This is a genomic window from Streptomyces sp. NPDC058663 (assembly GCF_042716745.1).
In the GTDB taxonomy this organism is placed as follows: domain Bacteria; phylum Actinomycetota; class Actinomycetes; order Streptomycetales; family Streptomycetaceae; genus Streptomyces.
The window spans coordinates 50,174-76,829 of sequence record NZ_JBHXRV010000036.1; the positions used below are offsets into that span (position 1 = coordinate 50,174).

The 26,656-nt window shown below is 69.2% G+C and carries 30 protein-coding genes and 1 pseudogene; 11 read left to right on the plus strand and 20 right to left on the minus strand.

Features of this window, described 5'->3' with window-relative positions:
- Positions 1–44 precede the first annotated feature (44 nt).
- Genes ACFWVV_RS25220 through ACFWVV_RS25235 form a run of 4 tightly spaced genes read right to left on the minus strand, consistent with a single transcriptional unit; the run spans position 45 to position 2,454 of the window.
- Positions 45–797 (minus strand): questin oxidase family protein, encoded by a 753-nt coding sequence (locus tag ACFWVV_RS25220; protein ID WP_384422805.1) that lies wholly within the window; start codon positions 795–797, stop codon positions 45–47.
- The gene (locus tag ACFWVV_RS25225) at positions 779–1,246 is read right to left on the minus strand and encodes a DMT family transporter (protein ID WP_384354224.1); all 468 of its coding nucleotides are present in this window, start codon (positions 1,244–1,246) and stop codon (positions 779–781) included. Before ACFWVV_RS25225 ends, ACFWVV_RS25220 begins: the two co-directional genes overlap by 19 nt.
- A 3-nt stretch (positions 1,247–1,249) precedes the next feature.
- Complete coding sequence (locus ACFWVV_RS25230; RefSeq protein WP_384354226.1) at positions 1,250–1,720, minus strand: DMT family transporter; 471 nt, start codon at positions 1,718–1,720, stop codon at positions 1,250–1,252.
- The gene (locus ACFWVV_RS25235) at positions 1,717–2,454 is read right to left on the minus strand and encodes an HAD family hydrolase (RefSeq protein ID WP_384354228.1); all 738 of its coding nucleotides are present in this window, start codon (positions 2,452–2,454) and stop codon (positions 1,717–1,719) included. Before ACFWVV_RS25235 ends, ACFWVV_RS25230 begins: the two co-directional genes overlap by 4 nt.
- A gap of 498 nt (positions 2,455–2,952) precedes the next feature.
- Here ACFWVV_RS25235 and ACFWVV_RS25240 point away from each other — a divergent pair, with 498 nt between their 5' ends.
- Entirely contained in the window at positions 2,953–3,681 is a 729-nt protein-coding gene (locus ACFWVV_RS25240) for a putative T7SS-secreted protein (RefSeq protein ID WP_384354230.1), read from the plus strand.
- Here ACFWVV_RS25240 and ACFWVV_RS25245 read toward each other — a convergent pair.
- The 6 genes from ACFWVV_RS25245 to ACFWVV_RS25270 form a co-directional block, all read right to left on the minus strand.
- Positions 3,644–4,156 carry an SRPBCC family protein gene (locus ACFWVV_RS25245; protein ID WP_384354232.1) on the minus strand — a complete coding sequence of 171 codons (513 nt, stop codon included), beginning with the start codon at positions 4,154–4,156 and terminating at the stop codon, positions 3,644–3,646. The genes ACFWVV_RS25240 and ACFWVV_RS25245 overlap by 38 nt on opposite strands.
- Positions 4,157–4,271: 115 nt before the next feature.
- Entirely contained in the window at positions 4,272–4,775 is a 504-nt protein-coding gene (locus ACFWVV_RS25250) for a hypothetical protein (RefSeq protein ID WP_384354296.1), read from the minus strand.
- A 53-nt stretch (positions 4,776–4,828) separates the two neighbouring features.
- Positions 4,829–4,945, minus strand: coding sequence for a hypothetical protein (locus ACFWVV_RS25255; RefSeq protein ID WP_384354234.1), 117 nt, complete (start codon positions 4,943–4,945; stop codon positions 4,829–4,831).
- Positions 4,946–5,378: 433 nt separating this feature from the next.
- The gene (locus tag ACFWVV_RS25260) at positions 5,379–7,064 is read right to left on the minus strand and encodes a sensor histidine kinase (protein WP_384354236.1); all 1,686 of its coding nucleotides are present in this window, start codon (positions 7,062–7,064) and stop codon (positions 5,379–5,381) included.
- 122 nt (positions 7,065–7,186) lie between these two features.
- Entirely contained in the window at positions 7,187–7,993 is an 807-nt protein-coding gene (locus tag ACFWVV_RS25265; protein ID WP_384354238.1) for an ABC transporter permease, read from the minus strand.
- A complete protein-coding gene (locus tag ACFWVV_RS25270) occupies positions 7,990–8,955 on the minus strand; it encodes an ATP-binding cassette domain-containing protein (RefSeq protein WP_384354239.1) in 966 nt (321 codons plus the stop codon). The genes ACFWVV_RS25265 and ACFWVV_RS25270 overlap by 4 nt, the downstream gene beginning before the upstream one ends.
- A gap of 247 nt (positions 8,956–9,202) precedes the next feature.
- Between ACFWVV_RS25270 and ACFWVV_RS25275 the strand changes: the two genes are divergently transcribed.
- On the plus strand, positions 9,203–9,883 hold the full coding sequence (locus tag ACFWVV_RS25275; RefSeq protein ID WP_384354241.1) for a response regulator: 681 nt from the start codon (positions 9,203–9,205) through the stop codon (positions 9,881–9,883).
- A 609-nt stretch (positions 9,884–10,492) separates the two neighbouring features.
- Here ACFWVV_RS25275 and ACFWVV_RS25280 read toward each other — a convergent pair.
- Positions 10,493–11,104: a DUF6193 family natural product biosynthesis protein gene (locus tag ACFWVV_RS25280; protein WP_384354243.1), complete on the minus strand. Its 612-nt coding sequence runs from the start codon at positions 11,102–11,104 to the stop codon at positions 10,493–10,495.
- 234 nt (positions 11,105–11,338) lie between these two features.
- Between ACFWVV_RS25280 and ACFWVV_RS25285 the strand changes: the two genes are divergently transcribed.
- Together ACFWVV_RS25285 and ACFWVV_RS25290 are read left to right on the plus strand one after the other, a co-directional pair.
- On the plus strand, positions 11,339–12,106 hold the full coding sequence (locus ACFWVV_RS25285) for a class I SAM-dependent methyltransferase (protein WP_384354245.1): 768 nt from the start codon (positions 11,339–11,341) through the stop codon (positions 12,104–12,106).
- 91 nt (positions 12,107–12,197) lie between these two features.
- Positions 12,198–12,998, plus strand: a complete 801-nt coding sequence (locus ACFWVV_RS25290; protein WP_384354247.1) for an inositol monophosphatase family protein — start codon at positions 12,198–12,200, stop codon at positions 12,996–12,998.
- Positions 12,999–13,023: 25 nt separating this feature from the next.
- On the opposite strand, the gene ACFWVV_RS25295 is transcribed toward ACFWVV_RS25290, so the two are convergent.
- Positions 13,024–13,185, minus strand: a complete 162-nt coding sequence (locus ACFWVV_RS25295) for a hypothetical protein (protein ID WP_384354249.1) — start codon at positions 13,183–13,185, stop codon at positions 13,024–13,026.
- Between the two features lie 21 nt (positions 13,186–13,206).
- Between ACFWVV_RS25295 and ACFWVV_RS25300 the strand changes: the two genes are divergently transcribed.
- Together ACFWVV_RS25300 and ACFWVV_RS25305 are read left to right on the plus strand one after the other, a co-directional pair.
- Positions 13,207–13,482 carry a hypothetical protein gene (locus ACFWVV_RS25300; protein WP_384354251.1) on the plus strand — a complete coding sequence of 92 codons (276 nt, stop codon included), beginning with the start codon at positions 13,207–13,209 and terminating at the stop codon, positions 13,480–13,482.
- A 374-nt stretch (positions 13,483–13,856) separates the two neighbouring features.
- Positions 13,857–14,177, plus strand: a complete 321-nt coding sequence (locus ACFWVV_RS25305; protein WP_384354253.1) for a hypothetical protein — start codon at positions 13,857–13,859, stop codon at positions 14,175–14,177.
- A 565-nt stretch (positions 14,178–14,742) separates the two neighbouring features.
- On the opposite strand, the gene ACFWVV_RS25310 is transcribed toward ACFWVV_RS25305, so the two are convergent.
- Together ACFWVV_RS25310 and ACFWVV_RS25315 are read right to left on the minus strand one after the other, a co-directional pair.
- Positions 14,743–15,192 carry an SRPBCC family protein gene (locus ACFWVV_RS25310; protein WP_384354255.1) on the minus strand — a complete coding sequence of 150 codons (450 nt, stop codon included), beginning with the start codon at positions 15,190–15,192 and terminating at the stop codon, positions 14,743–14,745.
- A gap of 1,098 nt (positions 15,193–16,290) precedes the next feature.
- Entirely contained in the window at positions 16,291–16,896 is a 606-nt protein-coding gene (locus tag ACFWVV_RS25315; protein WP_384354257.1) for a dihydrofolate reductase family protein, read from the minus strand.
- 555 nt (positions 16,897–17,451) lie between these two features.
- Here ACFWVV_RS25315 and ACFWVV_RS25320 point away from each other — a divergent pair.
- Together ACFWVV_RS25320 and ACFWVV_RS25325 are read left to right on the plus strand one after the other, a co-directional pair.
- Positions 17,452–18,051 (plus strand): hypothetical protein, encoded by a 600-nt coding sequence (locus ACFWVV_RS25320; RefSeq protein ID WP_384354259.1) that lies wholly within the window; start codon positions 17,452–17,454, stop codon positions 18,049–18,051.
- A 79-nt stretch (positions 18,052–18,130) separates the two neighbouring features.
- A complete protein-coding gene (locus tag ACFWVV_RS25325; RefSeq protein WP_384354298.1) occupies positions 18,131–18,706 on the plus strand; it encodes a class F sortase in 576 nt (191 codons plus the stop codon).
- Between the two features lie 249 nt (positions 18,707–18,955).
- On the opposite strand, the gene ACFWVV_RS25330 is transcribed toward ACFWVV_RS25325, so the two are convergent.
- Positions 18,956–19,363: a DUF1622 domain-containing protein gene (locus ACFWVV_RS25330; protein ID WP_384354261.1), complete on the minus strand. Its 408-nt coding sequence runs from the start codon at positions 19,361–19,363 to the stop codon at positions 18,956–18,958.
- A 144-nt stretch (positions 19,364–19,507) separates the two neighbouring features.
- Between ACFWVV_RS25330 and ACFWVV_RS25335 the strand changes: the two genes are divergently transcribed.
- Complete coding sequence (locus tag ACFWVV_RS25335; RefSeq protein ID WP_384422808.1) at positions 19,508–20,548, plus strand: magnesium and cobalt transport protein CorA; 1,041 nt, start codon at positions 19,508–19,510, stop codon at positions 20,546–20,548.
- Between the two features lie 182 nt (positions 20,549–20,730).
- Here ACFWVV_RS25335 and ACFWVV_RS25340 read toward each other — a convergent pair whose 3' ends face one another.
- Together ACFWVV_RS25340 and ACFWVV_RS25345 are read right to left on the minus strand one after the other, a co-directional pair.
- Positions 20,731–20,925: a hypothetical protein gene (locus ACFWVV_RS25340; protein ID WP_384354265.1), complete on the minus strand. Its 195-nt coding sequence runs from the start codon at positions 20,923–20,925 to the stop codon at positions 20,731–20,733.
- 827 nt (positions 20,926–21,752) lie between these two features.
- Positions 21,753–22,817, minus strand: coding sequence for an aldo/keto reductase (locus tag ACFWVV_RS25345; RefSeq protein WP_384354266.1), 1,065 nt, complete (start codon positions 22,815–22,817; stop codon positions 21,753–21,755).
- Between the two features lie 577 nt (positions 22,818–23,394).
- Here ACFWVV_RS25345 and ACFWVV_RS25350 point away from each other — a divergent pair.
- Positions 23,395–24,042 (plus strand): TetR/AcrR family transcriptional regulator, encoded by a 648-nt coding sequence (locus ACFWVV_RS25350; protein WP_384354268.1) that lies wholly within the window; start codon positions 23,395–23,397, stop codon positions 24,040–24,042.
- 238 nt (positions 24,043–24,280) lie between these two features.
- Here ACFWVV_RS25350 and ACFWVV_RS25355 read toward each other — a convergent pair whose 3' ends face one another.
- Entirely contained in the window at positions 24,281–24,481 is a 201-nt protein-coding gene (locus ACFWVV_RS25355; protein ID WP_384354270.1) for a hypothetical protein, read from the minus strand.
- Positions 24,482–24,608: 127 nt separating this feature from the next.
- Here ACFWVV_RS25355 and ACFWVV_RS25360 point away from each other — a divergent pair.
- Positions 24,609–24,728 (plus strand): annotated as a pseudogene (locus tag ACFWVV_RS25360) (IS5/IS1182 family transposase); the annotation flags it as partial.
- Between the two features lie 295 nt (positions 24,729–25,023).
- On the opposite strand, the gene ACFWVV_RS25365 reads toward ACFWVV_RS25360, so the two are convergent.
- Both ACFWVV_RS25365 and ACFWVV_RS25370 read right to left on the minus strand, forming a co-directional pair.
- Positions 25,024–25,995 (minus strand): quinone oxidoreductase family protein, encoded by a 972-nt coding sequence (locus ACFWVV_RS25365; RefSeq protein WP_384354272.1) that lies wholly within the window; start codon positions 25,993–25,995, stop codon positions 25,024–25,026.
- A gap of 256 nt (positions 25,996–26,251) precedes the next feature.
- Positions 26,252–26,380, minus strand: coding sequence for a hypothetical protein (locus ACFWVV_RS25370; protein ID WP_384354274.1), 129 nt, complete (start codon positions 26,378–26,380; stop codon positions 26,252–26,254).
- Positions 26,381–26,656: the final 276 nt, after the last annotated feature.

Below are 26,656 nucleotides of genomic sequence, written 5' to 3' on the forward strand. Positions count from 1 at the left end.
AGGTTGAAGGCGCGGGGGCGCGCCAGATACCCCCGCGTCGCCGCTTAGTACCGCTCCACCCACTGGTGGGGGGCGGCCTCGGCGGCCCCCCACGCCTCGGCGGGGCGGATCAGCGCAGGGCCCGCATCCAGGGTGCGGGCGATGCGGAACTGCAGCCCGGAACGCAGGAGTTCGGGGTGGATGCGCCCGTCGTCGACAGGGCTCGTGTCGGCGATCAGTTCGGCGACCGACCGCTTCAGCTCCTCACGCTTCTCGTCCCAGGCGCCGGCGACACGCAACAGCGAGTCGATCGGTGTGGCTTCCTCGTACCGGTCCACGATCCGCTCGGGGTGACAGTCGACGTAGGTGAAGGCCATGTAGGCCAGCCCCTCGATCGCCATCCAGCGGCTGCCGTACTCCAGTGCCCAGCCGAGGTGGATGGTGGCGTGGGTGAAGGCCCCGGCCCAGCCGGGCAGCAGCACGGGCAGATACCGGCAAACCACCTCCTCCAGCCCGAGTTCCTGGACGCGCCCCTCGAAGAAGGCGGTGTACGACCAGAAGCTGGAGCGCTGTCCCAGGTGGGCGCGCCAGTTGTCCTCGGTGATGGTGACCTGGTCGGGTTTGGGCGGCTCCAGGCCGAAGCCGTACGTGGTGAGCTTCGCGTAGTTCTCGTAGTACGCCTTGATCCGGGGCGCGCTCACGCCGAGCCCGGCGAGCGCGACGACCGCGTGCTTGGAGTGGTTGGTGAGGTGTCCGTTGAACTCGATGTGGTACGTGCGGTCGTCGAGGAGTTGGTCGATCAGTTCTCGGTCAGACATTGGGGGGCATCCTTGTCCCGGCTGGTGCGGAAATGGGCTTTGATCCGGGGCAGGACCAGGCCCAGGAGGACGAGCGCGACACCCAGCAGGCGCAGCGCCGAAGGCAGTGACCGCTGCTGCACGCAGTCGATGGCGACGGCGGAGAGCACCTGGCCGCTGATGACCAGCAGCGAGGCGTTCATCGCGCCGAGCCGGGGGAAGACGTGGCTGTTGACGGCGACGAAGAGCGCGCCGACCACCCCTCCCAGATACGCGGCGAGGGGAACGGCTCCCAGATCGGGCCAACGGAAGAACGCGAACAGGACCACGGTGAGGAAGGCGAAGCCCACCACGTGGTTCCACACGGATGCCCGGAAGGGGCCGACGCGCGTGGAGAGCTGGCCGTTGACGGCCCGGCTGGTGGCGATGAGGACGCCGTTGAGGAGCGCGAGAAGAACATAAAAGATCAAGGATCAGGCTCCTACGACGATCAGCACACTGCCGACGAGCACACATCCGGCGACCGTCAGGTCCATGCGGGTGATGGGCCTTCGCGGGGTGCGCAGCAGCCCCCAGCGGTCGGAGACGACACCGAAGAGGATCTGCCCGGTGAGCATCAGGGCGACCGTCCCGGCCAGCTCCAGCACGCTGTTGACGCTGATCGCGGAGAGCATCACCACGACCGCGCCGGCGATGCCGCCGAAGTAGAACCAGAGCGGCGCCCTGCCCGGCGCCGTCCCGTCGGCCGGCGGCTTCGGGCGCCGCAGCGGGCGGACGAACAGAGCCACCAGCACGAGCGCCACCACAGCACCGAGACCGTGCGCCGCCCACGAGGCGTACACGGGGCCGGTGTGCTGGGCCAGGTCACCGTTGAACTGGGTCATCAGCGTGAGCAGCACGCCGCCGCTGACGGCCAGCAGCCAGTCGGCGGCGCGCCCGGTCATGTCGCGGCCCCCTCGGGTGCCAGGGGGAGTGCCGCCTCGGGCACCGGGGGCATGGAGGCCTCGGACCCCGGGAGCAGTGCGGCCTCGAGGTGGGTGACCACCTCGTCGAAGGTGTGGGCGGTCCAGGTCGGCGCGGCGGTGGCGAGCTCTTCGGGGGTGTGGATCCCGTAGGTGACGGCGACGGACCTGAGCCCGGCGGCGTTGGCCATGAGCAGGTCGTGCGTGGTGTCGCCGACCATGACGGCCCGGCCGGCCGGGACGTCGAGTGTGCGCAGGATCAGCAGCCCCGATTCCGGGTGCGGTTTGTGGTTGCTGACGTCGTCGGCGCCGACCACCTGGGCGAAGAGTTCGCGCAGCCCGGCCGCGCGCAGCAACGCGTCGGCGCTGGCGTGGAACTTGTTGGTCGCGACGGCGAGCGAGACGCCCCGCGCGTGCAGCCTCCGCAGGCCCGACTCGACACCCGGGTACAGGAGTTCGGACGCGCGCGGTAGGATCAGCTCCCGGAAGTGGAGTTGGTACTGCTCGACGCCGCGCCGTACGTACGGGTCTTCGGGATCGACTCCCAGCAAGCCGCCGAACGCCCGCTCCAGCGGGATACCGATGGTCGCGCGGATGGCGGCGGGGTCGGGGACGGGCTCACCCAGCGAGGCGAAGGCCGCACTGAAGGTCTCGACGATCGCTCGGGGCGAGTCCACTAAGGTGCCGTCGAGGTCGAACACGGCCAGGTGGCGCATGGGGGGTCCTTTCGGCGTTACGGGTGGGGCGGCAGGGGCCCGCGTGACGGCAATGGGCCACTTCCACTCCGCGACCGATCGCAGTCGGTCTTCGCTGACGCGTTCACAGCGGACATCACGGGACGGCGGTGCCCCCGTCCGCAGCTGGGGGCACCGGACCGCAGAGGTGTCTTGCGGTGGTGAACCAGCCGAGGGAGCCGAGGGCCTGGCATCGCTTCAGGGGTTGATCCTCACGGCCTGTCGCAGTACGTGTCAAGGTCGGCAATCAGCGCTGAAGGCCGGCTGAACGGCCAGCCCTGGCCGCGTGTTTGGCTTGTTGTCGGAGGTCGCGTGCCTCACTTCTCATTCTGCGGCCGAGAGTGACGGCGGGGCTGTGCACGGCTGTACGCCGGTGGGACAAGGTGTCAACATCTGGGATCACCCCGATCGTGCCGCAACAGCCGCCAGAGCGGAGCTTGTTCTTCCAGTAACCCGGTTGGCTGATTCGCGGTGGCGCGAGTGAGAGACAGAACACGTCACGGCAGCCACTCCGTTGACGTCCTGCCGCATGTCCGGATCGACTCACCCTCCGCGTGTTCCCGGAGCGAGTGCTCCCGGAGGACGTCCTCCCGGAAGATCCTCGGCAAGGGCGTCGACCATGTGACCGACAAGGCGGGCCAGGGTCTGGAGAAGTCCGGTGCGCACGACTGGGCGGACGCGGCCGAGGGCTGGGGCGACGAGACGGCCCGTGAGCAGGCTGGGCATCCTGTGGTGGATGAGGCGGAGCGGGCGGCCCGCTGCACGTCGGCCTACCGGATCTCCGCGTACGAGGTTCTGCCGCGCCGGATCCAGGTAGCCGGGGCCCGGGGCTGCAGCCCGGGCAGCCACCGCCCAGAGGATGGACGTCACACAGGCGGCGGCCGTGATGCCCGCCTTATGCTTTACGACCACCGGCGCGCAGCAGGTAAGGGGCCACAGACGGAGCCCGATGCCGCAAGAACGGTGTCACGGCCCGCGCCCGTCCGACATGGGGCAGGCGCAGTACCAGCGCAGCAACGAGCGGTTGAGTTCCTGCCCCCGCGGGCGCTGAATGACGGAGTACCGCGACCGGACCCCGAGCGGCACGGCCCTCCCCGTGAGGAGTGCGCGCCCATGGGGCCGCGGGACGCGCTGGCGACAGACGGGCCCGCCGTCACGCCGTCGGGGCGGGTCACACCGCGTCGGGCGCCGACTCCAGGACCTTCTTGAGGTTGCGCAGGGTGGCGCCGATGTTCCCGCGCTGGAAATCGGCGAAGGTCCGGCCGCGCGTCGCGACCCGGTCGAAGGCGTGCGCCACGAAGTCCGGCCACGAGCGGCGGTCATCGGTCCACGTCTCGGTCACCCGAGTGCCCTCCGAGACCGGCTCGAGCCGGTATTCCCAGGTGGCGATGGGCCCGGGGATGCGCGGGCGCCGGATCCCGATGGCGTGCACCCGGAACCTGAACAGCCGGTCCTGCTCGGCCGCCGTGACGGTGCAGCGCGTGGTCCAGCGGAAGGCTCCGCGTTTGTTCCGCCCGTCGAACACCATGCCCACGCGAGCCTCGCCGGCGCTGCCATGGACGCTGGCGCCGAGATTCTCGGGGCTCCACTCACCCATGCGGGCCGGGTCGGAGATGTGCCGATAGACATCGGCGGGACCGACGTGGACGACGATGCTGTCGGACACCGTGAACGTACGAGACATGGGACCTCCCTCTCGGCACCGACGCTACCTTCCCGGTACACCTTCTGACTACCTCCCGGTAACTTGTGGCCACTGGGTTGCGGAGGGTCCGCGGTGATCCGGAGGGTGGCGGGACTCACGACCGCCCCCGGCCGCGGTTCGCCGTTCCTCGTTCGCCCGGCGGCAACCCGGGGCGAAAGGCAAGAACGGTGTTGTGCCCGCCGCATCCGAAGGAGTTGCTCACGGCGAGAGCGATGTGCTGTGCGCGGGCCGCGCCGGTCACCACGTCGGTGCGGCACACCCGCATCGGGTTCCTCGAAGTGGGCCGCGGGCGGGACGAGCCGGTGCTCCGCGGACAGGGCGGTGAGGGCGGCTCGATGGCGCTCGCGGCGCCCATGGCGTGCCCGATAACCCCCTTGGCGGAGGTGACCGAGGACCGGCTGTCGCCGAAGAGGGCGTGCAGGGCCGTGACTTCGGTGCGGTCGTTGAGCGGGGCGCTGGTCCCGTGGGCGTCGACATGGTCCACCTCGCGCGCGGACGCCCCGGCGGAACGCAGGGCCTGGCTGGCGCAGATCCCGCGGCCCTCAGGGTCGGGCGCGGTGGGATGGTGCGCGTCGGCGGACGCACCATATCCGGCCAGCTATGCCCGGACCGGCGCGGACCGGGCGCGGGCGTCCGGGCCACCTTCCAGGATCAGCACACCTGCCTCCTCCGCCAGTACGAATCCGCCAGTACGAATCCGTCCCGCCCACGGTCGAAGGGCCGGGACGCGGCCGACGGGTTCTCGAGACGCCTGGAGAGCGCGCCCATCTTGGCGAACGCGCCGGCGCCCAGCGGGGTGACGATGGCATCGCTCCCACCCGCCCGAAGCCGAAGCGCTGCTGCGCGAACACGTCGCGGCCGAAACCTGTCCGCGGGACGCGCGGTGGTTCCTGGCTTCCTCGAACCGGCCCTGCCCGGCCAGGAACTCCCTCGACCAAGCTGCGCGGGGACCTGGCCGCCGACCTCGGCCTACTTCCCGGACTTGCCTGACTTGCCGGACGGCCAAACACACCCGAGACAACCGCGGCCCTCTCCGCCTGCTCCCGCCACGTGCGGTCGGGGAGCGCGACGGCGTGACGTACACCGAAGGCGTCGGGCGGGTCCAGCAGAGCCTCATGGCGTATCGCGCGCAGCTCGCGCCCTTCCTTCGCCCCGATCCGGCGTATGACGTACTTCATGGTCCTCACTCTGTTCGGGGTGCTCACAGGCTTGCGGGCACGGTGTCCTTCGTCAGCAGCGTGTTGCCGGACCAGCAGAGCCGGTAGAGGTCGACTTGGTCCAGCAGGTCGCGGCCGGACCGGTAGAACTCGCAACGGGCGCCGGGCGGCCGGGATGCGGAACGGGCGTGGTCGGACGGGTAGGGGTAGGCGCGGTCCGGCAGAAGCATGTCGAGTTCGGCACGAGGCCGGCCGATGGTCAACTCGTCGAACCGGGAGGGCGGCAGCACGCTCGTCGTCAGTTGCCAGGCCAGGTAGAAGGCGGATGGCACGAAGAAGACGGCTGCGACGACAGGTGCCACGAAGGCGACGGCGGAGCGGCGACGGGCGTCGCTCCGTACGGAGGCGAGCCGCTTGACGGACTCCCATACGACGGTGCCCGGCGCCGTGTCCGCATCCGGGTCTGGGTGGGGAGCGGTCTCGGACGCCGACGCGACCCCTTGGGTCGGCGTTCCGGGCGCAGTTCCTGGTCCCCTCGTCGGCGTCCCGGGGCGGGTCGTGGCCTGGTGTGGGAGGACGGCGGTGACGTGGAAGCCGCCCTCGTCGGGTGCGGTCCGCAAGGAACCGCCGAGGACCGTCATCCGCTCCCGAAGCCCCATCAGCCCCCGGCCGCCGCCGTTTCCCGGTCCTTCGCCCGCATGCGTCGATCCGCCCGCCGGTGGGGCGGCGTTCACCACACTCACGCGGGTACGGTCGGCCTCGTGTGTGATCCGTACCGTGATCGCACAGTCCGGTGCATGCTTCACCGCGTTGGTGAGGGCCTCCTGCACCACCCGGTACATCCCGCGTTCGACCAGGGGAGACATCGGGGGCACCGCCCCGCGTCGCTCCCAGCGCACCGGCACCCCGGAAGCGGCCGCCCGTCCGAGGAGGTCCTCGACGGTGTCGTTGACGGGCAGGCCCGCCCCCGTGTCCCTGCCGGGCGGGTCGTGCAGGACGGCGACGGTCTCCCGCAGCTGCTCCACCGCGTCCGCGATCGTCCCGCGCAGCTCGGCAAGGTCGGCGCGGTCGCGGTCGGTGAGGTCGGGCGAGAGTTCCAGGGCCCCGGCCCGCAGGGCGACCAGGCTCAGGGCGTGGCCGAGGGAGTCGTGCATGTCGGCCGCGATATCCGCGCGTTCGGTCAGCCGCGCCCGCTCCGCGACCAGATGCTGACGCTCTTCCAGGCTCCGGGCCAGGCGCCAGCCCTCCCGCACGAGTTCCCGCCGGCCACGCCAGTGCCGTCCGGCGAGCCAGGGCAGCAGAAGTGCGGCGGGCAGCACGGTCAGCGCGTAGAACCACCACACGGGGGGCGTTCGCAGCACCGCGCACGTCGCGAGATCGACCGCGACGCACCCGGCGAGCACCAGGAGCGGGCGCCGTGCCGCGGCGACCCGGGCGCCAAGCACGAAGCTCAGGGCGGCCAGCGACAGAACGTGGGCGTTGCCGGGGGTCGCGGAGTCGGCCAGGCCCAGCGCGCACAACCCGTTGACCAGCACGACGGCGGCCCCGGGCCGTCGGCGGGACCACGGCACGGCCACCGCCAGGACGGTCAAGGGGAGAAAGAGGTCCAAGACCAGGGAGGCCGTACGCGCGTCCCAGAACCCGTAACCGGTGGCGGCGGCGAGCGCACCCCACAGGGCAACGTCGCCGTACACAGACCTGGTGGAGGGGATGCGCGTGTGTTGCAGCATGGTGCGTCGGCTGTCCTTCCGATGGATGCCCTCACCTGTCCGGGTCGATTCTGTGGGACGGGCCCGGGCGCCCGACGAGGGGGTAGGGCGGCGAGGGCGTCGGGGCTCGTACCGCCGCGAGGTCAGGCGTCCCGGCGTCGCAGCACGAAGAGACCGGCCACATGAGCGGCGACGGCCCACACCAGCAAGATCAGTAGGCTTACTGCGTCTGGGAACGGGGCTCTGCCGTTACCCAGCATGAAATAGCCGCCCACGGTTTGCGGCATGTACTCGTTGATGGCCAGCAGCACCGGGCCCCCCAGCCCGACCAGCATGCCGGGCAGGGCGGAGACCACGAAGAAGATCATGGCCACGGCGCCCGCCGCCGTCCGCAGAGCGAACGACACCCCTACCGTCATCACGCACACGAGGGCGGAATAGACGCCCATGGCAAGGGTTTGGTACACCGCCTTCGACAGCTCGAAACTGGCATGCCCCTGGAAGGGCCCCCAGGCCAGGGCGATGCCCAGCACAGCCCACACCGCTCCCGTGATGAAGCCCACCAAGGCACCCAGCAGTGCCTTGGCCAGCTGCACGTGGTGCCTGACCGGCACCCACAGCAGCGAGGTGCGCACGCTGCTCGTCGAGTACTCGCTCGTCACCATCGTCATCGCCAGAACCACCAGGGCGAACTGGGTGAGGACGACCGACGACACCGAGGCGTTGCCGACCGGCTGGATCGGCTTGTCGTTGATCCGGGCGATCGACCCGTAGTAGAAAGTGAAGATCGCCGTCACGATCAAACCGGCCAGCAGGCAGACGTACGGCGTGCGGATGGTCCACAGCTTGGTCCATTCCGAGGCGAACGCGCCGACGAATCCGCCACCGGTGTGGCCGGAGGCCGTGGCGCCACGGCGGCCGTCGCTCATGTCGGCCGATACGGCGCTCATACTCCCGCTCCCCGCGTCTCCTTGGCACCCGTGCCAGCGAACACGGTGTCACCCGTTTCGTACTCCACGCTCTGCGCCGTCAGTTCCATATATGCCTGTTCCAACGAAGCCGAGACGGCCCGCAGTTCGTGCAGCTTCAGCCCCAGCCGGTGGGCCAGGTCGCCCACCTGCTCGGCACTGCGGCCCTTCACGACGACCTCGCCGGCCGCGGGCGACTCCACGGTCACATCGCCGACCTTCAGGAGATGGTCGGTCAGCGTCCGCAGGCCCGCCACGTCCGGGGTGCGCACTCGCACCGACGACAGCGAACTGTTTGCCAGCAGGTCGGCCATCGGAGTGTCGGCCAAGAGCTTCCCCCGCCCGATGATGACGAGCTGGTCGGCGGTCAGCTGCATCTCGCTCATCAGGTGACTGGAAAGGAAGACCGTCCGGCCCTCTGCGGCCTGGGACCGCACGAGTTCACGCACCCAGCGGACACCATCGGGGTCGAGGCCGTTGACCGGCTCGTCGAAGACGAGTACCTGCGGGTCGCCGAGCAGTGCGCCCGCCACGCCCAGCCGCTGGTACATACCGAGGGAGAACGCCCCGGCGGAGCGCCGCGCCACCTTCGCCAGACCTACCGTCTCCAGCACCTCGTCAACCCGGCGCAGCGGAATGCCGTTGCTACGGGCCTGCGCCACCAGGTGGCTGCGTGCGGAACGGGCCGGGTGCAGCGCCTTGGCGTCCAGAAGGGCGCCGACCTCGCGGATCGGGTGGCGCATCGAGGAGTACGGCTTGCCATCGATGAGCGCCTCGCCCTCGGACGGATGGTCCAGACCGAGAATCATGCGCATCGTGGTCGACTTGCCGGCGCCGTTGGGCCCCAGAAAGCCAGTCACTCGCCCACTTTTGACGTCCAGCGTCAAACCGTCCACAGCGACGGTCCCGCCGTAACGCTTGGTCAGTTTCCGAAGGGTGATCATGGAGCTCCTTCGTGTCGATCGCGGAACGCGGTAGTCGACGGCGGCGCGCACCGACCGATGCACGGTGCTCCCCCTGGGGCGGCCATCGCGTTTCCTGTACGGAGGCGACGCTATGAGTCCGTGGCGTCGGGGCCTACCGGTCGAACGGCAGGGGCATCCTGCCCTTCGTCAGGGGTGCGCTCCGTCCCGGGACGGATCTGTGGGGTTCGCCGTTCACCCGGTCGCGCGCCGGCCGTAGGCTCGCCGCGTGGAAGAGACGACACCGAGCAGCCGACCGGTCCGGGCCCTGGTGGCCGACGACGAGGCGATGGTCAGAGCGGGAGTGCGGGCCATCCTCGCCAGGGATCCGCAGGTCGAGGTGGTCGCTGAGGCGAGCGACGGGCACGAGGCTATCGCGCTCACCCGCAGGCACCGCCCTGATGTGATCCTGCTGGACATTCAGATGCCCGGCCTCGACGGGCTGACGACCGCGGCGCGGCTCCACCGGGAGTCGTCGGCGGTCGGTGTGATCATGCTGACGACCTTCGGTCAGGACGAGTACGTCACCCGCGCGCTGGAGGAGGGCGCCGACGGGTTCCTGCTGAAGGCGGACGACCCGAGAGAGCTTCTCAACGGTGTACGGGCGGTGGGAGCCGGCGGAGCCTACCTGTCCCCGCGGGTCGCCGGCCGGGTCATCGCCGGACTGCGCGCCCACCGGGCGGCCCACCCCCACCGCTCACTGGAGCGGCTCACGCAACGGGAGCGCGAGGTGTTGGCCGGAGTCGGCACGGGATTGTCCAACGCGGAGATCGCGAGCCGATTGCACCTCGTCGAGGGCACCGTGAAGGCACACGTCAGCGCGATCCTGGCGAAGCTGGGCGCACGTAACCGGGTGGAGGCGGCCATCTCCGCGTACGAGGCCGGCCTGGTCCCGTCAGTCCGACTCTGAGACCCGGGGCAGCTCCCCTCAGTACAGAGTGATCGTGCCCCGTGCGTCCTCACGCGTCCCCGGTCGTTCCGGTGGTCAGCAGGCGGCAGTTGTAGCCGACGGCCTCGCCTGCGGATGCATGAACTTCGAGAGCGCGAAACCGGCCCGCTGCGCCATCTTGATCAGTGCGATCCGCCGCGCGGCGTTGTCGCGAGGGTGGACACGCGGCCCGCGAGGCGACCGCACCCCCGCCCGGTTACTCAGCGTTACTTGCCACCTGGTGGCAGCTATCCCCGCCTTGGGTTGGTAGGTGCCGTTGATCGGGTAGTCGGGGTCCGGCTGCTTGCTGTCGTGGATGGGGAGTGGGTGTCACAGGGTGTGGTCGCGTCCGTCCCGTGGGGCGAAGGTTGTGAGGGCGTCGGCGTCCGTCGCGAGAACGTGCAGGAAGTAGTCGGCCCACTCGGTGATTTCGGGACAGGCCGAGTCCTGGCTGAGCTGGGTTGCTGCGGCTTGGAGGTCGGAGGGCGTGGTGGGGAGTTCGACGCCCGGGCCCAGGAGGGCCCCAGAGCGCTCGGGTTCGTCCGTGGGGCCTGCCGATGCTGCCGGGGTCGATCACGAGTCGCCCAGGGGCTAGGCGGACGAAAGGCATGTGGGTGTGGCCGCAGACCACGGTGCGAAGGTCGGTATCGAGTCCGAGGCGCGTGGCTCATCTCGTTCGGCGGATCCCGCGACGGCCGGGCTGAGGCCGGTGGGAATATGGGACACCGCTAGGGCGACGGCATCCTCGGCTGTGGCGGTCTCTCCCATGGTGTCGGCGTGCGGGTGCTTCATCACGCGGTAAGGGCTGCAGTTGTGTGACGGGGCTATGGCGACCTCATTCCGGAAGGGGAAACCGGTGCAGGAGCTGAAGCCAAGCGTCCGGTGGCTGGAGTACACGTAGAACTGCCGCAGCCTCGGGTTGGCGTGAGCCGCTTCCACCAGTGCGCCGAACCCTGGGAAATCCGGGGCTTCGGCGGCCTCCGTCCGCGTCTTCCGCCACTGCGGCTCTACTACCGCCAATGGCCCGCGTTCGTGTGCCTCGGCGCGTTCACCGAAGTGCAGAAAGGGCAGGCCGGCCTGCAGCTCCCGCAGGCTCCTGCCCTGCGCCCACGCCACACCGCCTCTGACGACATCCGCCAGTTGTTCCAGCGCCGCGGTCACGCTGCCGGCAGTAGCCAGGTCAGGGTAAAGGTCAGAGTCCACCCGCACAGTCTTCCCTCGCCATGTCACCGAGTGAACAGCGGTCAGGCGCAGCAGGGAATGGTACGTACGTCAATCCACGTGTTCGTCGCTAGCGGCCCGGGGAGAACAACTGGCCGCCGGTGGGGGCCGCGAGCGGGGAACCGCTGGCCGTACATGAGGAAAAGGTCTTGGCCGCTGTCAGGCATGGCCTCAAATCTCTTGTCCTGCTGGTGATCGACTGATGAGATCCAGCTCATGACTACTTCTGCTTCGGGACCGGCCCCGCTGACGGCGACGTACGACCGCATCGGAATCGGATACCAGAACGTCCGCCGGGCCGATCCCCGCCTGGCTGCCATGATTCACCAGTCGCTGGGCGGGGCACGCACTGTCGTCAACATCGGCGCGGGCGCCGGCTCCTACGAACCGGCCGACATGGCGGTCACCGCGGTCGATCCGTCACAGGTGATGCTCGACCAGCATCCGGGCAGGAAGAAGGTTCTGGCTGGAGCGGAGGACCTGCCCTTCGAGGACGGCACGTTCGATGCCGCGATGGCGGTGATGACGGTGCAGCACTGGTCCGACCTGCAGCGTGGCCTTGAGGAGATGCGGCGCGTCTCCCGTCGGCAGGTCCTCTTCACCTTCGATCCGTATCATCTGCCCGAGCTGTGGCTGATCGAGGAGTACCTTCCGGAGATCCGCCAGTTTGAGCAGGCCCGCTTCACGCCCCTGTCCACCGTGGTGGAAGCACTGGAAGCGCACACGGTGCTGCCGTTCCCCATTCCGCACGACTTCACCGACGGCTTCCAGAGCGCATACTGGCGGCGTCCGGAGCACTTCCTGGATCCCGACATCCGACAGGCGAATTCCACCTTCGCCCAGATGCCTGCGTCAGTGGTCGAGCCGGCGATCGAGCGGCTGCGCGCAGACCTGGCTTCGGGTGCCTGGCACCGTCGCCATGCTGACCTGCTGGAGCGGGACTCCGTCGACTATGGCTATCGGCTGCTCATCGCGGGGCGGTGATCGGTGCAGCGCAAGGAGTACTTGGCTTCCCTAGTGCTGTGACCGGGAGGGTTTGCCGGAGCGGTAGTTCTGCCTCGATACGCTGCACGGTGTGATCAACTCATACGCGAGTTCTGACGATGCTGCAGTCGCGATAGCCGGGGCGAAGGCCGGCGCGGACGTGATCCGCAACATGTACGGCCGGCGGCTCGACCGCATCGACAAGGGCGCCGGGGACTTTGCCACCGCCGCCGATGTGGAGGCCGAGAAGGCGATCCTCGGCGTCATCCGCGCCGCACGGCCCGATGACGCGGTGTTCGGCGAGGAAGGCGGGCAGCACGGCGCCGCCGACGCTCAACGCCAGTGGTTGGTGGATCCCCTGTGCGGCACGCTGAACTACGCCGTGGGCAGCATGCTGGTGGCCGTCAACGTGGCGCTCCGCGATGGGGCGGCGGCGGTGGCCGACCCGTTCAGCGGTGAGGTTTTCTTCACCGACGGGGAGACCGCCTGGGTGCGGCATGACGGGGCCGACGACGCACCACTCATGCCCTCGCCCGCTACTCGATTGGTCGATGTCAACCTGGATCCGCCGTTCCCGAGTGCGCCCGGGTTCCGGGCCGTGGATCTGCTGGCCCACTCCGAGTTCGTCGAACGTTTCCGGCCTCGGGTCGTGTCCACGACGCTGGCGCTGGCCTGGGTCGCTGCCGGCAAGCGCGCCGCGTACGTCACCGATGGCGGCGACCACTCCAGGAGCGTGCATTTCGCCGCCGGAATGGCTTTGTGCCGGGCAGCTGGCTGCGTTGTCTCTGGGATCGACGGTGCCCCGATTGGTGAGGGAGGCCGTGGGCTTCTGGTCGCCGCCGATGACGAGACCCACGGGCTGCTGAAGTCGATGATACGTAGCCGAGGCTAGGGCTCACGGGTTTCGCCGGGCTGGGTCAGACTGCGACTTGGACCGGGCCCGCCCGCCGAGGCGCGAAACCGCCCGGCTTCTCCGTCGCCGCGATCGACGGCCCGGCGCTGCCGGAGGGCTTGGCCGAGCTGGCGGCGGCGCGGGCGGACGAGATGGACGCCGACACCGTCAACCGGGAGCTGCCCATCACGCGCAAGGTAATCGGCTGGTGCATCGCCACGGCTGGATCGAGTGCGGTCCGACGATCGCCATCGAATGGCGGTCGGCGCCGCCGGACCGCACCAAGCCTCTCGCGGAAAACCAGATCGCCACCCTGTGGCGCCTCGACGTCGCGCTGCGGGAGAAGACGCAGTGGAAGATGCCCTACGAGTCCGCCGCACGGGCCGACGAGGTGCTGTGCCTCAACGTGGAACAGAGCATGAACCCGCAGTGCCCGTACGACCGCTACCCCGAGGAAATCCGCCCCTTGCCCGGAGCCGGCTAGCCGTCGTCGTACCAGCCCCCGGAAGCACTGGGGGAGCGGGAGGGGCGGGGGAGGTGGCCGTCGCCGGGGAGGATGTGCGGGAGGAGAGAGTCGGGACACGAACGAGGTGGGGGCGTCGCATGAGGGCAGGGCCGGCGTGATCCTTCCCGACGGGAGCGTCCCGCCACCGGTGTATTGCGACGGACAGGCGTCGTACGGCACCACCTCCGACCTGTGGGTGCCCTACGAGGGCCGCCCCTTCCACGGGCCACGGGCGGCAGCACATCGGGCAGCGTGCACGTGCGGGGTGGGAAGGTGCCCGTCCACTGGACTGGAAACGCATCGGCGACGAACCGCTGGCCCATGCCGCCTACCGGGACGCCGACACCTGGTCCGTGGACTGGGACCAACACGTCCAGGCTGTCGACCGTGCCGCCATCGCACTGCCGGACGACCTGGCCGAACTGCCGGCACAGGTGAGCACCCGCATGGAGTCACTCGCCACGGACGACCCAGCGACAGGGGTGCGGGCGGTCCGCCGGCTGGAGGTCATCGCGGGACGGGCCGGGTACGAGGCCGCCCGCAATGCGGCCGGCGCGCCGCCGCACGAAATGGCCCCGGCACGGGGTACCAGCGAGGAGGCGGCCCGGTCGTTCCTGGCCCGGCCGGGCTGCTGGAGCGTCCACAGCAGCGCCTTCGAGAACACCGCCTTCTGACCCGCTGCCGGTTACGCCCCCCGGGGCCGTGGCTGGAGGTCCCGGCGCGCGTTCCGTGTGCGTCCTCCGAAGGCCGTCCCAGGCTGGTACGCCCGGACGCCGGAGGTGCGATGCCACGTCCTGTTGGGAACGGTGCCGCGTCAAGTGGCCTGGTCAATTGTCTGAACCAGGGACGTGTTCGACGCCAAGCGAATCTTCAGGCCTGGATCCAAGCCGTGCCCAGGCGTACCGCGACCGCACCCGCGCGGGGAGGCCCAGCCCGCCCGCGACACCCTCGCTCTCGCTCACACCTTTCGAGGGTGCACGGAAAGGTACCTACGTACCACAAGTGGTGACCGAGTCGACAAAGATCATGTCATATCGAAAAAGCGTGGGTGCTGGACCGGCACAGACGAGCCGTAGGGGCCAACGACGCGCGGTGCCCCGGGCGATGCCGCGCCCGAGGCCACTTCTCGCGGGGCCCGGCGCCTCGGGGGAACCGCATCTGGGCGACCCCTTTCCGCGTCCGCACGGGGGGGTGCTGCGGTGCGATTCACCGGAAGGCGGCCGCGCGGCCGTCCTGGGGTCAGACCTCGCCGCGCCAGGAGCCTGTCTCGCGGCCGCGGTCCTCGATGTACTCCTTGAACCGCTTCAGGTCACCAGTAATCTGCCGCTTCACGAAGCCGAGCTTGTCCCCGACGTTTTCCGCGAACCCCTCCGGGTCGTAGTCGAGCTGCAGCATCACCTTCGACTTGTTGTCGGCGAGGTGGTGGAAGGTGACCACCCCGGCCTGCTTCACCTCACCGCCGACCGTGGTCCAGGCGACGCGCTCGTCGGGGATCTGCTCAGTGATCTCCGCGTCGAACTCGCGGTCCACGCCGCCGAACTTCGTCACCCAGTGCGTCAAGGTGTCCGTGCGCTGCTCGATCCGCTCCACACCCTCCATGAAGTGGGGGAACGACTCGAACTGCGTCCACTGGTTGTAGGCGGTACGCACGGGAACGTCGACCTCAATGGACTCTTCGACCTTCGACACAAGGCATCCTTTCTCTTCGCCGGCCCGGCGGGCGCCCGGCCGTACCCGGAGAGACCTTCCCGTGCCTTCGCCCCTGTCCCCATCCCTCCAGCTCATGACCCCCGAACAGACGCATGACCCGCACAACCCCAGCGCGTGCGGCGCGGGCCCTGTTCTGCACTCCCGCCGCGAGCTGGGCCGCCGGGAGGCGATCAGGCTCAGGGGATGCCCGGCGGCGCCAAGGGCTCGGAGTTTCCTGCTCCTGCTGCGCCCAGTCGGCGTGACCGCTTCGAAGGCAGGACCGATTGGCCGGCGATGCCTACTGAGCACTGCTGGGAATGACAGGTCGGCGGGGCGGCCGGGAAACGTCAGCGGAACGTTGGCGGCGAACCGGACACTGGGACCGGCATCGGCGGCACCTCCCTGATTCGGTACATGACAGCCCCCAGCCACTTCGGGAACATCTCTTATTTCAAAGCGAAAAGACTGCAGGCCGCCTTCGTCGCGGTCACCGCCGTGGCCGGTCTTGCAGTGTCGACCGCGCCGGCCCAACCCTCGACCTGTTACGGGAACGGAGCGGCGTACATCTGTGAGTACGGCGTCTCGCGGACGCTCCTCTTCGACGGGAGGGTGCAGGAGTTCGTTGTCGGTACCGACAACGCGGTGTGGACGAACTGGAAACGCCCCCACGGCTCCTGGAACGGCTGGATGTCCCTGGGCGATGGGCCCAGAGCCGCATCGACGCCGACCCGAGGCAGGAGAACAGCAGAGCACACATCGGTATCTCGGCCATCGGCGCGGGCGGCAAGGTCTGGTTCCGAACGCCGTACTCCAACGGCACGTGGAGCATCTGGCTCCTCGCGGGTTCGGCGCACGGCCACCGCCGTCGAGTGCGGCGTCGCCCGGCGAGGCGGATGCCTCTGCGGATGACGCCTCGTGCGGTCCGGCGCGGCGGCAAAGAGGTGGCAGCGCGCTGAAGCGAACGGTCACTGCTGCACCGTTGGGCAGCGGGCAGCGGGCAGCGGGCAGACCAGGCGGACCTTCAACTCCTTACGGCTCACCGGCAGGGAAGAGGGCTGCCCGCGCGGCGCCCGGCGGACGCCGAGCGCCGGAGCGGTGTCATGCAGGGGCGCCGAGCGGTGCGTGCTCGAGCACGCGGGGCTTGTACTCGACCAGCTGGATGCGGCCGTCGAAGGTGCGGTGCTCGATCATCTCGAGGGCAACGTCCGGGTAGCCGTCGTAGATGCGTTCTTCGCCCGTGGCCCCGGTGATCACGGGGAACATCACCACCCGGAAGCGGTCGACGAGTCCGGCTCGTAGCAGGGAGCGGCACAGGCTGAGGCTGCCGATTGTGCTGAGGAGCCTTGAGCCACTCGACTTCATGGCGCGGACCGCCTCGACGGCGTCGTCGCGCACGAGCGTGGAGTTGGCCCACGTCAGTGGCTCCTTGAGTGAGGAGGAGAACACCATCTTGGACGCTTGGGTGAGCTCGTCAACGGACGCCTCTTCTTCGGGCCTGAACTCGTCTTGCCCATTCGGGACCTCGCCCGCGGCGAAGCCCGACATCAGGCGGTAGGTGTTCGCTCCCATCAGGTAGGTGGCCTCGGGCTGCTCGCCGAGCCATGCGAGGTACTCCGGGCCCTCGAGTCCCCAGAACCCGGGCCATCCCTCTCCCGATGCGTGACCGTCAAGGGAGGTGATGAAGTCGACGAGAAGCTCCGACATGGAGGTGTCCTTTCTTCGGGTATCACGAGCTTGGACTGGCCGGGAGCCACAAACTCATCGGCCGCACTGTGGAGTAACGCGATGACCCAGCCGCTGCAGCAGCTCACACCGGCGGAGCGCCACCCGCGAACGGCCCGGGCCAACCGTCATGCTCCGCCCGGCTGGATGAGGGGCAGTTGTGGGGACTACCGTCGCGTGCAGCAGGGACGGAGAAGAATCTGGCGCGCCTCGCGCCCAGGCAACCATCCCTTCCCGGCAAGACACCCGGCGCTGACCAGTTGTCACCCGCCAGTACCTGTACGGCGCGGCGCCCTACGGATGCGAGCGGGGGCCGGCCCGGACCGGACCGATGCCCGGTCTGCAACGCAGCCGCTGCCCCGACGCTGCGCGGGCGTCTTCCTTCGCGTGCGCTGGTCCTCGCGGGACCCCGCCTGTCGGCCAGTCAGGTCATATCTAGCGATTCGTCGACGCTTTGCGCGTCTTCGCGAGCGAAATGTGAGATCTCCATAAATGTCCGGTATGACAATCGTCCTGGCTCGAAGGAGTCCCACCCCCATGATCACTTCAGCATCTCTTCGCTCCCGCGCTGTCCGCACGGGTCCGGCAACCCTCACAGCGGCGGTCCTCGCAGGGGTTGCCCTGTGGGGGGCACCGGCCGCCCTCGCCGCTCCCGGCGACTCCGGAGACATCAAGATCCACAAAGCGGGAACCCCTTTCAACGACAGCAGGGACGAGTCCAAGGTCTGCAAGTTCAACCTCTCCGCGGCCAACTTCGAAACGGTCACCTTGGTCAACTGGACCATCACCGCGCAGCCGAAGATGCCCAGTAAGCCGACTCTGACCGGGGGCATCACGATGGCCGGCGGCCGGGGCCACACCGCCGACTACTCGCTCCCCGAAGGCATGTACCAGCTGACCTGGACGTTCCCCGGCGGAATCCCCAAGCAGAAGCCCTTCCGAGTCGACTGCGCCATCAGCGACGACAAGGGCAGCACGCCGCGCGGCCCGGTCGGCGCGGGCGGTGGCGGCGTGCCCGGGGCCGAGGACGGCGGTTCGTCGGACATGACGGCGCCCCTGCTCGTCCTGGGTGCCGCCGGAGCGGCGGGCCTCGTCCTCGTCCGACGGGCACGTCACCGCACCCATGGCGCCGCGTAGTACCCGACGCCGACGCGGCCCGACCCGGGCCTGCCGCCTCGCCATCACGATCAGTGTGACGGTTTCGCTGGTGACCGGCATGGTCCGGGCATGCAGTGACATGCCCGCCGACATGCCGGTCACCACCGTGCACAGGGCGGAGGCCGCCACCCCCCGGGTGCCCAGACCGGTCCGGGCCTCCCACCCACCGTTGCCGCGTTCCTCCACGGTGAAGCTGTCGGTGCCTGCGATATCCATCGAGGCGCCGGTGACAGGCCTCGGGCTCGACCGGGCCGGACGCCTGGCCACCCCGCCGGTGGACAATCCGCGCTTGGCCGGGTGGTACCGGAACGGTCCGAGCCCGGGTGAGGAAGGCACCGCTGTGATTGTCGGCCACCGTGATACGCGGACCGGTCCCGCGATCTTCCTCAACCTGAACGCGCTCGACCCCGGCGACACCATCAACGTTCTGCGTGCCGACCGCAGGACGGCGGTCTTCACCGTCGACACCGTACGGACCTACAAGAAGGAAGCGTTCCCCGACACCGAGGTCTACGGCAAGACCCGCCGTCCGGAGCTTCGACTCCTCACGTGCGGCGGGAAATTCGATCGCAAGACCGGATACACCGCCAACGTCGTCGTGTTCGCTCATCTCACGGACGTCAAGGAGGTCTGACCTCGGCCCGACAGCATGGGCGCCCGGCCGGGCGGCGGACCGGCATGTGCGGTGTGCGAGGCCGCAACCGCCGCCGGCCCGCGCCCTGCCGTGCCCTGCGCGCGACCCACCCTGCCCCGCCGTACGCCCACACCTGCCCTGCACAGGCCAAACTTCTGTCCGCCGTACTCCCATACGGGTACGGAGGGCGGATCTGACGTGCGGGCGGGGGCGGAGAGGGCGTCCGCCGCCCACCGGCCGGGGCCTCGTTCAATCGAGGGGGGCGGGGCGGGGTGCGCGTTCCTTCTGGTCGTGTTCGATCTCGGCGCGTTCCTGGGCGATCTCGCGGGTCAGGAAGAAGTTCAGGACGGTGCGGATGGCGGCGATGGCAGCCAACTGGCCGATTTCGGTGAAGCTGGGCGCGACCGCTGTGCGCAGGACGTCTCCGGCGAGCTGGAATTCGAGCCCGAGCACCAGGAACCGTCCGAGGCTGAGGCGGATCTTGTTGAACTCGGTGATGAGCGAGCGTCCGCGGAGTCCGGTAGTGACGAACCGGGCGAAGGCCCAGACAGCGCCCGCAAAGATGATCAGTGCTCCGGCGGCTTCGATCGCGTGGACGAGCCAGCCGATGGCGTCGCGCATCGTGGACTCGGACAGCAGTTCTCCTGGCAGTGACATGCAGCCCGTCTACCCGTCCTACGGCCTGCTGTACCGGAGCGTCCGGTGGTTTACGCAGGTGGGAGCGGCAGGGTCGAGCGGATGCGCCGTCTGGCGGCGCGGGCCGGTATGCATGAAATCCGCGTAATGAAGCATGCGCGTGGGATGGAATGCGTGAGGTACGAGGAACGGTCAGGCCGGTCGGAGACAGTGGAGTGCGGCCCGGAAGAGGAGGAGTGCAGGCTGGTACTGAAGCGGCTGCACGGACTGGCGGAGGGCGAGTTCGCCTGGGTGCGCCTGGCCGAGCCGTCCGATGCCGAGTGGGGTTTGCTCGCGCGGGAGCTGGGTCTGCATCCGCTCGCTGCCGAGGATGCGCTCCAGCCGCACCAGCGCCCCAAGTACGAGCGTTTCGGCGAGGTCCTGGCCGTCGCCCTCAAGACGCTCTGGTATGTCGATGAGGACAGGGCGGTGGAGACCGGGCAGCTGATGGTCTTCGTGGGCCCCCGGTATGTGCTGACCGTGCGCCACGGCGCGGCTGAGCCGGACTGCGAGGCCGCCGGCCGCCTCGAAGCCGACCCGGACATGCTGCGCTTCGGCCCGGTGTCCGTTCTGCATGCCGTCCTCGACGTGGTTGTCGACTCGTACAGCGACTCCGCGGTCAGGGTCAGGGCCGCCCTCTCTCAGCTGGAGGACCGGGTCTTCTCCACCTCGCGTGTGGATCACACCGAGTCGATCTACTCGCTCAAGCGGGAGGTACGGGAGTTCCGGGATGCGGTACAACCGCTCGTGCCTGTCCTGCCACAACTCCTGACCGGCGCCGGGCGGCCCGGCAGCTCCGGGCGCGACGGGCAGGACCGACAAGGTCCTCCGGGCGAAAGTGCTGCAGCCCTGCTTCCGCACTTCCGCGACGTGGCCGACCACCTCCACCGGACCGATACCGAGATCCGCTCGCTGGACGATCTGCTGAACTCGGTCCTGGATGCCCAGCAGGCGCGGGTGGGAACCTGGCAGAACGACGACATGCGCCGCATTTCTGCCTGGGCGGCGATCTTCGCGGTGCCGACCATGGTCGCGGGCGTCTATGGGATGAACTTCGAGCACATGCCCGAGCTCGGCTGGAGTTTCGGCTATCCGCTCGCCGTGGGTCTCATGGCGCTGGCCTCCGGCGCCCTCTACCGGGCCTTCCGCCGCAACGGCTGGCTCTGAACACATGGGGCCAGGGAGCCTGTGGTATCCCGGGTCCCGCCCCCGTCTTCGCCCTGTTCGCGGCCCGGTACAGCACCCTCCCCTTCCACACACAGTCACCGGCCGACGTACCCAAGCCCGGCCGGTGACCTCGCTCGATGCGCGTCGTGCTCCTTGCACTGGCCTCAGCAGCGAGCTGACGGCTACAGCACCTCGCCGACTCCCCAGGAGGCGCTCACCTCGTTGAGCCACCGGTCGGGCAGTTCCCCGTTCCACCGCGCCGCCAACGCGTACCGGGAGCGGATGGACGACAACCGTTCCAGGACAATCAACGACACCGGATGCGCGAGCAGTTCACGCCGCTCTACTTGGCCGTCGCGGACCGCGGAGACCGGCAACAACTCTGCGGTTGCCCGGCTTTGCGCTTGCTGCGGGCCGCCGCCACCTGGGCAGTCGTCATGCCCGTCGCGTCAGCGGTGTCGCGTGGTGTGCTGCCACGAGCGGCCAACGCAGTCACAGTGGTCCGACCGGTCCGCCTCGTAGGCGGTTCGGCGCCATGGCCCCACTCGACCGAACCGGGGCAGGGCTCGCGGCCCGCGGAGGCGTTGGTACGGCGTTCGGCAGCGGGCCGCATGCGCCGCCGTCGACAGTACCGATGGTGGCCCCGGTGTCACCGCGGCTGTCCCGTCGCCCGACGTAGACGACATCGTCGGCGGGGGCACCAGGTCCAGCAGATCTAGCTGCATTCCTTTCTTTGGGCGGCACGGAAGAAGGCGCACACCCGGGCGCTTGCCGTGCGCAGGTGCGCCTGCAAGCCAGCAGCACGTATGCGTGCTTGCCTGCCTTGCCGGGGCTGGCAGGCGCCTCTGGGCGTGACCGAGCCAACCGGGGACTGATGCGGTGGGTGGTGCGCAACGGCTGCTGTCAGCACAGTGCAGCCGGACAGCCTTCGATTGAAAGCGGTGGGCCACCCGGATGTCTCTCCCTCGTGAGGATCCCTTGCGGCGCCCGGACCGGTGATGGGCCTACGACTGTGCTGCTCGTAGGGATAACACGCAGCAGCGGCGGAGGCCCAGCTCCTTGTCACACAGGCTTTCCACCTCTCGCCCACCAGCCCTGCCACCGGTCGGCGTCCGTCCCCTGGCCACCGACCGGACCGGTGCGAGGGCAGCTTGTGGTCACCAACTGGGCCCGGTAGAGCCGCTCCCTGTGCTTTGCTCGATCGTCAGTGGCGGGCCTGGATCTTCAGATCGCCGCGGGTCTGGAGGCGGATGTGGTCGCTCGCGAGCATCTCGTGGGGGAACCCGAGGTCGATCGCGCTGACCTCGTCCAGCCGTGCCATCTGGGACGGGGCGAGGCCGACTTCCAGAGCCCCCAGGTTCTCCTGCAGCTGCTTGACGGTTCGAGCCCCGATGACCGGCGCCGTCACCCGGGGGTTGTGCAGGGTCCAGGCGAGCCCCACCTGGGCCGGCGTGCGGCCGAGCTCGTCAGCGACCTCCTTGACCACATCCACTATGGCGAGGTTGCGCTCGGTCACTGCGCCGAGGGCCAGGTTGAAACTCTTGCGGGCGCTCCCGCTCTTACCGGACGGCGACGTGGTCAGGTCCTGGCGGCTGTACTTGCCGGTGAGCACCCCTCCGGCAAGCGGGGACCACAGAACTGTTCCCAGCCCCAGCTCCTGCGCCATCGGGAGGAGGTCGCGCTCCCCGGTACGCTCCACCAGGTTGTACTCCAGTTGCAGTGCCACCAGCGGCGACCAGCCGCGCAGGTCGGCCATCGTCTGCATGCGTGAGATCTGCCAGGCCGGGGTGTTGGAGATGGCCACATAGAGGACCTTGCCCTGCCGGACCAGGTCGTCGAGACCGCGAAGTATCTCCTCCACCGGTGTGGTCGGATCCCACACGTGCAGGTAGAGCAGGTCGATGTAATCGGTGTTCAGCTGTCGCAGGCTGGTTTCGACCGATCCGAAGAGGCTCTTGCGGCTCGCGCCACCGGAGTTGGGGTCGTCGGGCCGGCGCAGGGTCGTGTACTTCGTGGCCAGGACCAGGCTGTCCCGCCTGTCCCGGGCGAACTCACCGAGCATCCGCTCCGACGTACCGTTGGTGTAGGTGACCGCAGTGTCGATGAAGTTTCCGCCTTGCTCGACGTAGAGGTCGAACATCCTCCGCGCCTCGTCCTGCTCCGCGCCCCAGCCCCATTCGGTGCCGAAGGTGGCCGCCCCGAGCGCGAGCGGCGAGACCCGCAGGCCGGAACGTCCCAGTTGCCGGTAGGTGTCGAGAGTGAGTGGCATCGTGTTCTCCTGTAGTGGTGGGTTTCTGCGGTGCGAGGCGTGGGGAACGGTGGTCGGCGTGCCTGGGTTTCAGGCGCCGAGCCCGTAGCCGCCGGCCACGGCGACGTCCTTACCGGTGGCGCCCGGGGCCAGGAAGGTGACGGCTTCCGCGACCTCCTATCTGGACCCGGAGCGCTCGAACGGACTCTTCGTGCGCATGGCGTCCCGGCCGCACTGTGGTCCCCCTGGCTTGTGGACGGGGCTGCGCCTGCGTCCGCTCTCGCCATGGGAGCGTCGGTTTCGGACGGAATGCGTGCGTCAGATCGGACGACGAGTACGTCGTCGGGAAGCTCAAGTCGTGCTCGCGCGAGGGGCTCGGGGTTCTGTCCCGTGACGGCGACCTGGTAGCCACGGGTGTGCAGCAGTTCGGCTGTCGCAATGCGGCTTCCGGTAGTGCCGCCGGTGATGAGTGCTGCGGGCACGGCGGGCCTTTCGTTTGGCGGGCAGGGGCGGGCAGGCCGGGCATCCCAGTAAACGGGGAGGTCTCCGTTTGCATCACTGTACCCTTAACCGGAGACCTCTCCGAATCGCCCGCTCCTTGAGCCCGACATCCCTGAACGCGAAGGCCATGACACCTCCACGCAACACCCTGCGCGCAGATGCCCAGCGCAACCGCGAGCACCTGATCGCCACGGCCGCTGAGGCGTTCGCCTCCGGAAAGGCAATCTCGCTGGACTCGATCGCCAAACGCGCGGGCGTGGGAAGCGGCACCCTCTACCGGCACTTCCCCACCCGAGAGGACCTCGTCGAAGAGGTCTACCGAGACCAGATCCGCCCCCTGCGCGATGACGCCCGGGACCTTCTGGCCTCCGAGCAGCCCGCACAGGCTCTCCACGCCTGGATGCACCGCTTCGCCGAGTGGGCGAGTGAACGGCGCGGCATCTGTGAAGCCCTGGTCGCCATGAGCGCTTCTGGACGCTTCGGCACGGGACCCGTCTGTGATGAGATCCAGCAAATTCTGGGGATGGTGCTCCAGACCGGCGCCCAAGCGGGAGAACTGCGGAGGGACATCGACCCGGTCGACGTCGGCGGCATCCTCGCCGGCGTACTCTCCGTGGCCGGCGCACCCGAGCAGCGCGCCCAACTCGACCGCATGCTCACCGTCGTCGTCGACGGGCTGAAGCCGCGCCAGGAAGACGGAGGGCGTGCCTGTCCCGCGCCAGCGACCGATCAAGGCTGCACATGAGCGCGCATCTCTTTGTGCAGCCTCTTGCGCTGCTGCTGAGCGCTGCGTTTCCGGCCTGAGAGCCGGCATCCATATGCGCAGCTGAAGGACGCGGGCCTGGTCCACCGACTGGACCGCCCACCTCGAAGCCCGTATGCCTACCAAGGACGGTGGCGCACCGCTACCACCTGTCGCCAACCGCCAGGTAGCCCCGCCAACCGTCGAGTGAAGGGCGGTCCTTGTCAGCTCGGTCAGGGCCTCAGAAGGGTGGCTCGTCGGACCACAGGGCTGTCGTCAGCACGTGCAGCCGCGGGGGACTGCCGTCCAACACGACGGTCAGAACCTCCACGCGGCGGAGGCCGACGAGGTAGCCGGCAAGGGCATGGCTGTTCCTGCGGTCGTGCTGCTGGAGGACGGGAACGGCTTCCTCGGTGCGCCCGGCACCGGCAAAGAGATGCAATGTGCTCCGCCGCGTACCAGGTGTCGCCCTCGGAGTGGGCCCGGGCCCATTCAACCGCCCCGTCAACCCCACTGCAGGCGGCGATCAGCGGCAACCGCATCCAGTACAGCTCCCACTCGCCCACACCCTCTCGTTGGGCATCGACAAGCTCGCTGTCGCCTACGAGGGAGCACTCCACCTCGCAGCCATCTTGATCTGGACGCGCCTCGAGAAGTCTGAGGACGGTCGCTCGCCAGGGAAGCCCTGACTCAGGGCTTGGACGAGGCGTCGACTGCCCTCACCCGGCAGTCCGGGCACCTCCCGGACCTCTTCGCAACGAACAGATGCCGATAGACCGCCACTTGGCGCCGAGGGATGCCACAGAGCGTCGCCGCACCCCCCAGGGCGTGCTCCAGGACTGAGCCGCCGGTTTCCAGGCATGCCGTGAAGCTCGTCGGAGCGAGCCCAGACGTGAATCTGAAGGACCGGAGGCGGTGACCAAGCTGCGGCATGGTCACCACCCTCGCATGTGCCCAATCAGAGACAATCAGAGAGGACAGGACCTAGGGGATGACAAGTAGCTTGCCGGTGGTACGCCGAGCCTCCAGATCGCGGTGAGCCTGGACGACCTCGGCGAGCGGGTAGCGGGCCGTCACGGTGGTCTCAAGCGCCTTGGTGCGCACCAACTCAAGCACGTCGGCGGCGCGTCGGAGCAGCTCGGACCGATCGGCGATGAAGTGCCCGAGGCTTGGCCGGATCAGGGTCAGCGAGCCGCCCTGGGCGAGCCGGATGGGGTCGAAGGGCGGCACTGCACCACTCGCGGCGCCGAAGAGCACCAGGTGGCCGCGGGTTCGCAGGCTGGCGAGGCTCGCATCGAAGGTGTCCCTGCCGACGCCGTCGAAGACGACGGGCAGGCCCTGGCCGCCGTGGAGCCGCTTCACCTCGGCCGCGAGATCGTCCACTGCGGAGTAGAGGATCACCTCGGCGGCCCCGGCGCGCCGTGCCAGTTGGGCTTTCTCCGGTGTCGAGGTTGTGCCGATCACTCTGCCGCCGAGGTGGGTGATGAGCTGTGTCAGCGCGATCCCCATGCCGCCGGCAGCAGCGTGCACGAGCACCGTGTCGCCTGGCTGGACCGGGTAGGCGTCCTTGACGAGGTAGTGCGCCGTCATGCCCTGCAGCAGCACGGCGGCGGCGGCCTCGAAGTCGACGCCGTCGGGCAGGGGCACGAGCCGGGAGGAGTCCAAGACGGCCTGCTCGGCGTAGGTGCCGGGAATCTCCACCCAGCCGACCCGGTCTCCCACAGCGACGTGGGTGACGCCGGGCCCAACCTCCAGGACCGTGCCCGCGCCCCCAGTGCCCGGAGTGGAGGGCAGCGGGAGGGTGTACCGGCCCTGGCGGTGGTATACGTCGAGGAAATTGACGCCAGACGCGGCGACCTCCACGACCGCCTGGCCCGGGCCCGGCGTCGGTTGATCAATGTCGACCAGTCGCAGTACCTCGGGACCGCCCACTTCGGAAACCTGAATCGCTCGCATGACCCCTCCTGAAACGGCTGACTTCCCCCACCAACTCCGGTCGTGACGATCCGATTCCCGCTCGCGGTGAGGTGTCATGGCCGTCTCGTGTCCACGTGGGTCAGGCGGTGCCGATGACAGAAGACCTGGACGTCGCCCGCCTGTGGCGGGAGGAGCTCCGCCCCCAGGGCCTTGAGGGCCTGGTGCTCAACTCCCTGTTGGCGGAGCATGATTTAGCTTCGGAGCTCCCGTCCTGCACGACACACAAACGCACCGGTCACAACAGCCCACCAACGCCCCAGGAGGCGCTCACCTCGTTCAGCCACCGGTCCGGCAGCTCCCCGTTCCACCGCGCCGCCAACGCGTACCGGGAGCGGACCTCCACCAGCCGTTCCAGGGCGATCATTGACACCGGATGCGCGAGGAGCTCGCGCTGATTCGGAGCCGGGGTCAGTTCCGTGTGCGCCGCACGTGCCGTGTCCAGCCCGCCCCGGGAACCGGCCTGGGGCGGAGGCGCAATCCAGTGGGCGTGCGTGGCGGCGTGGGCGTGGCGCGGCTCGTGGGGTGCAGCACGGGGGAGCAGCGTGAGGGTACCGGCCCCTCTTTGCGCGCCCTGTGCTCCGGAGAGACGACACGCCGCCGCTATGCGGTGGGGAAGGCGCAGCGCTCCGCGCTGCGGGGC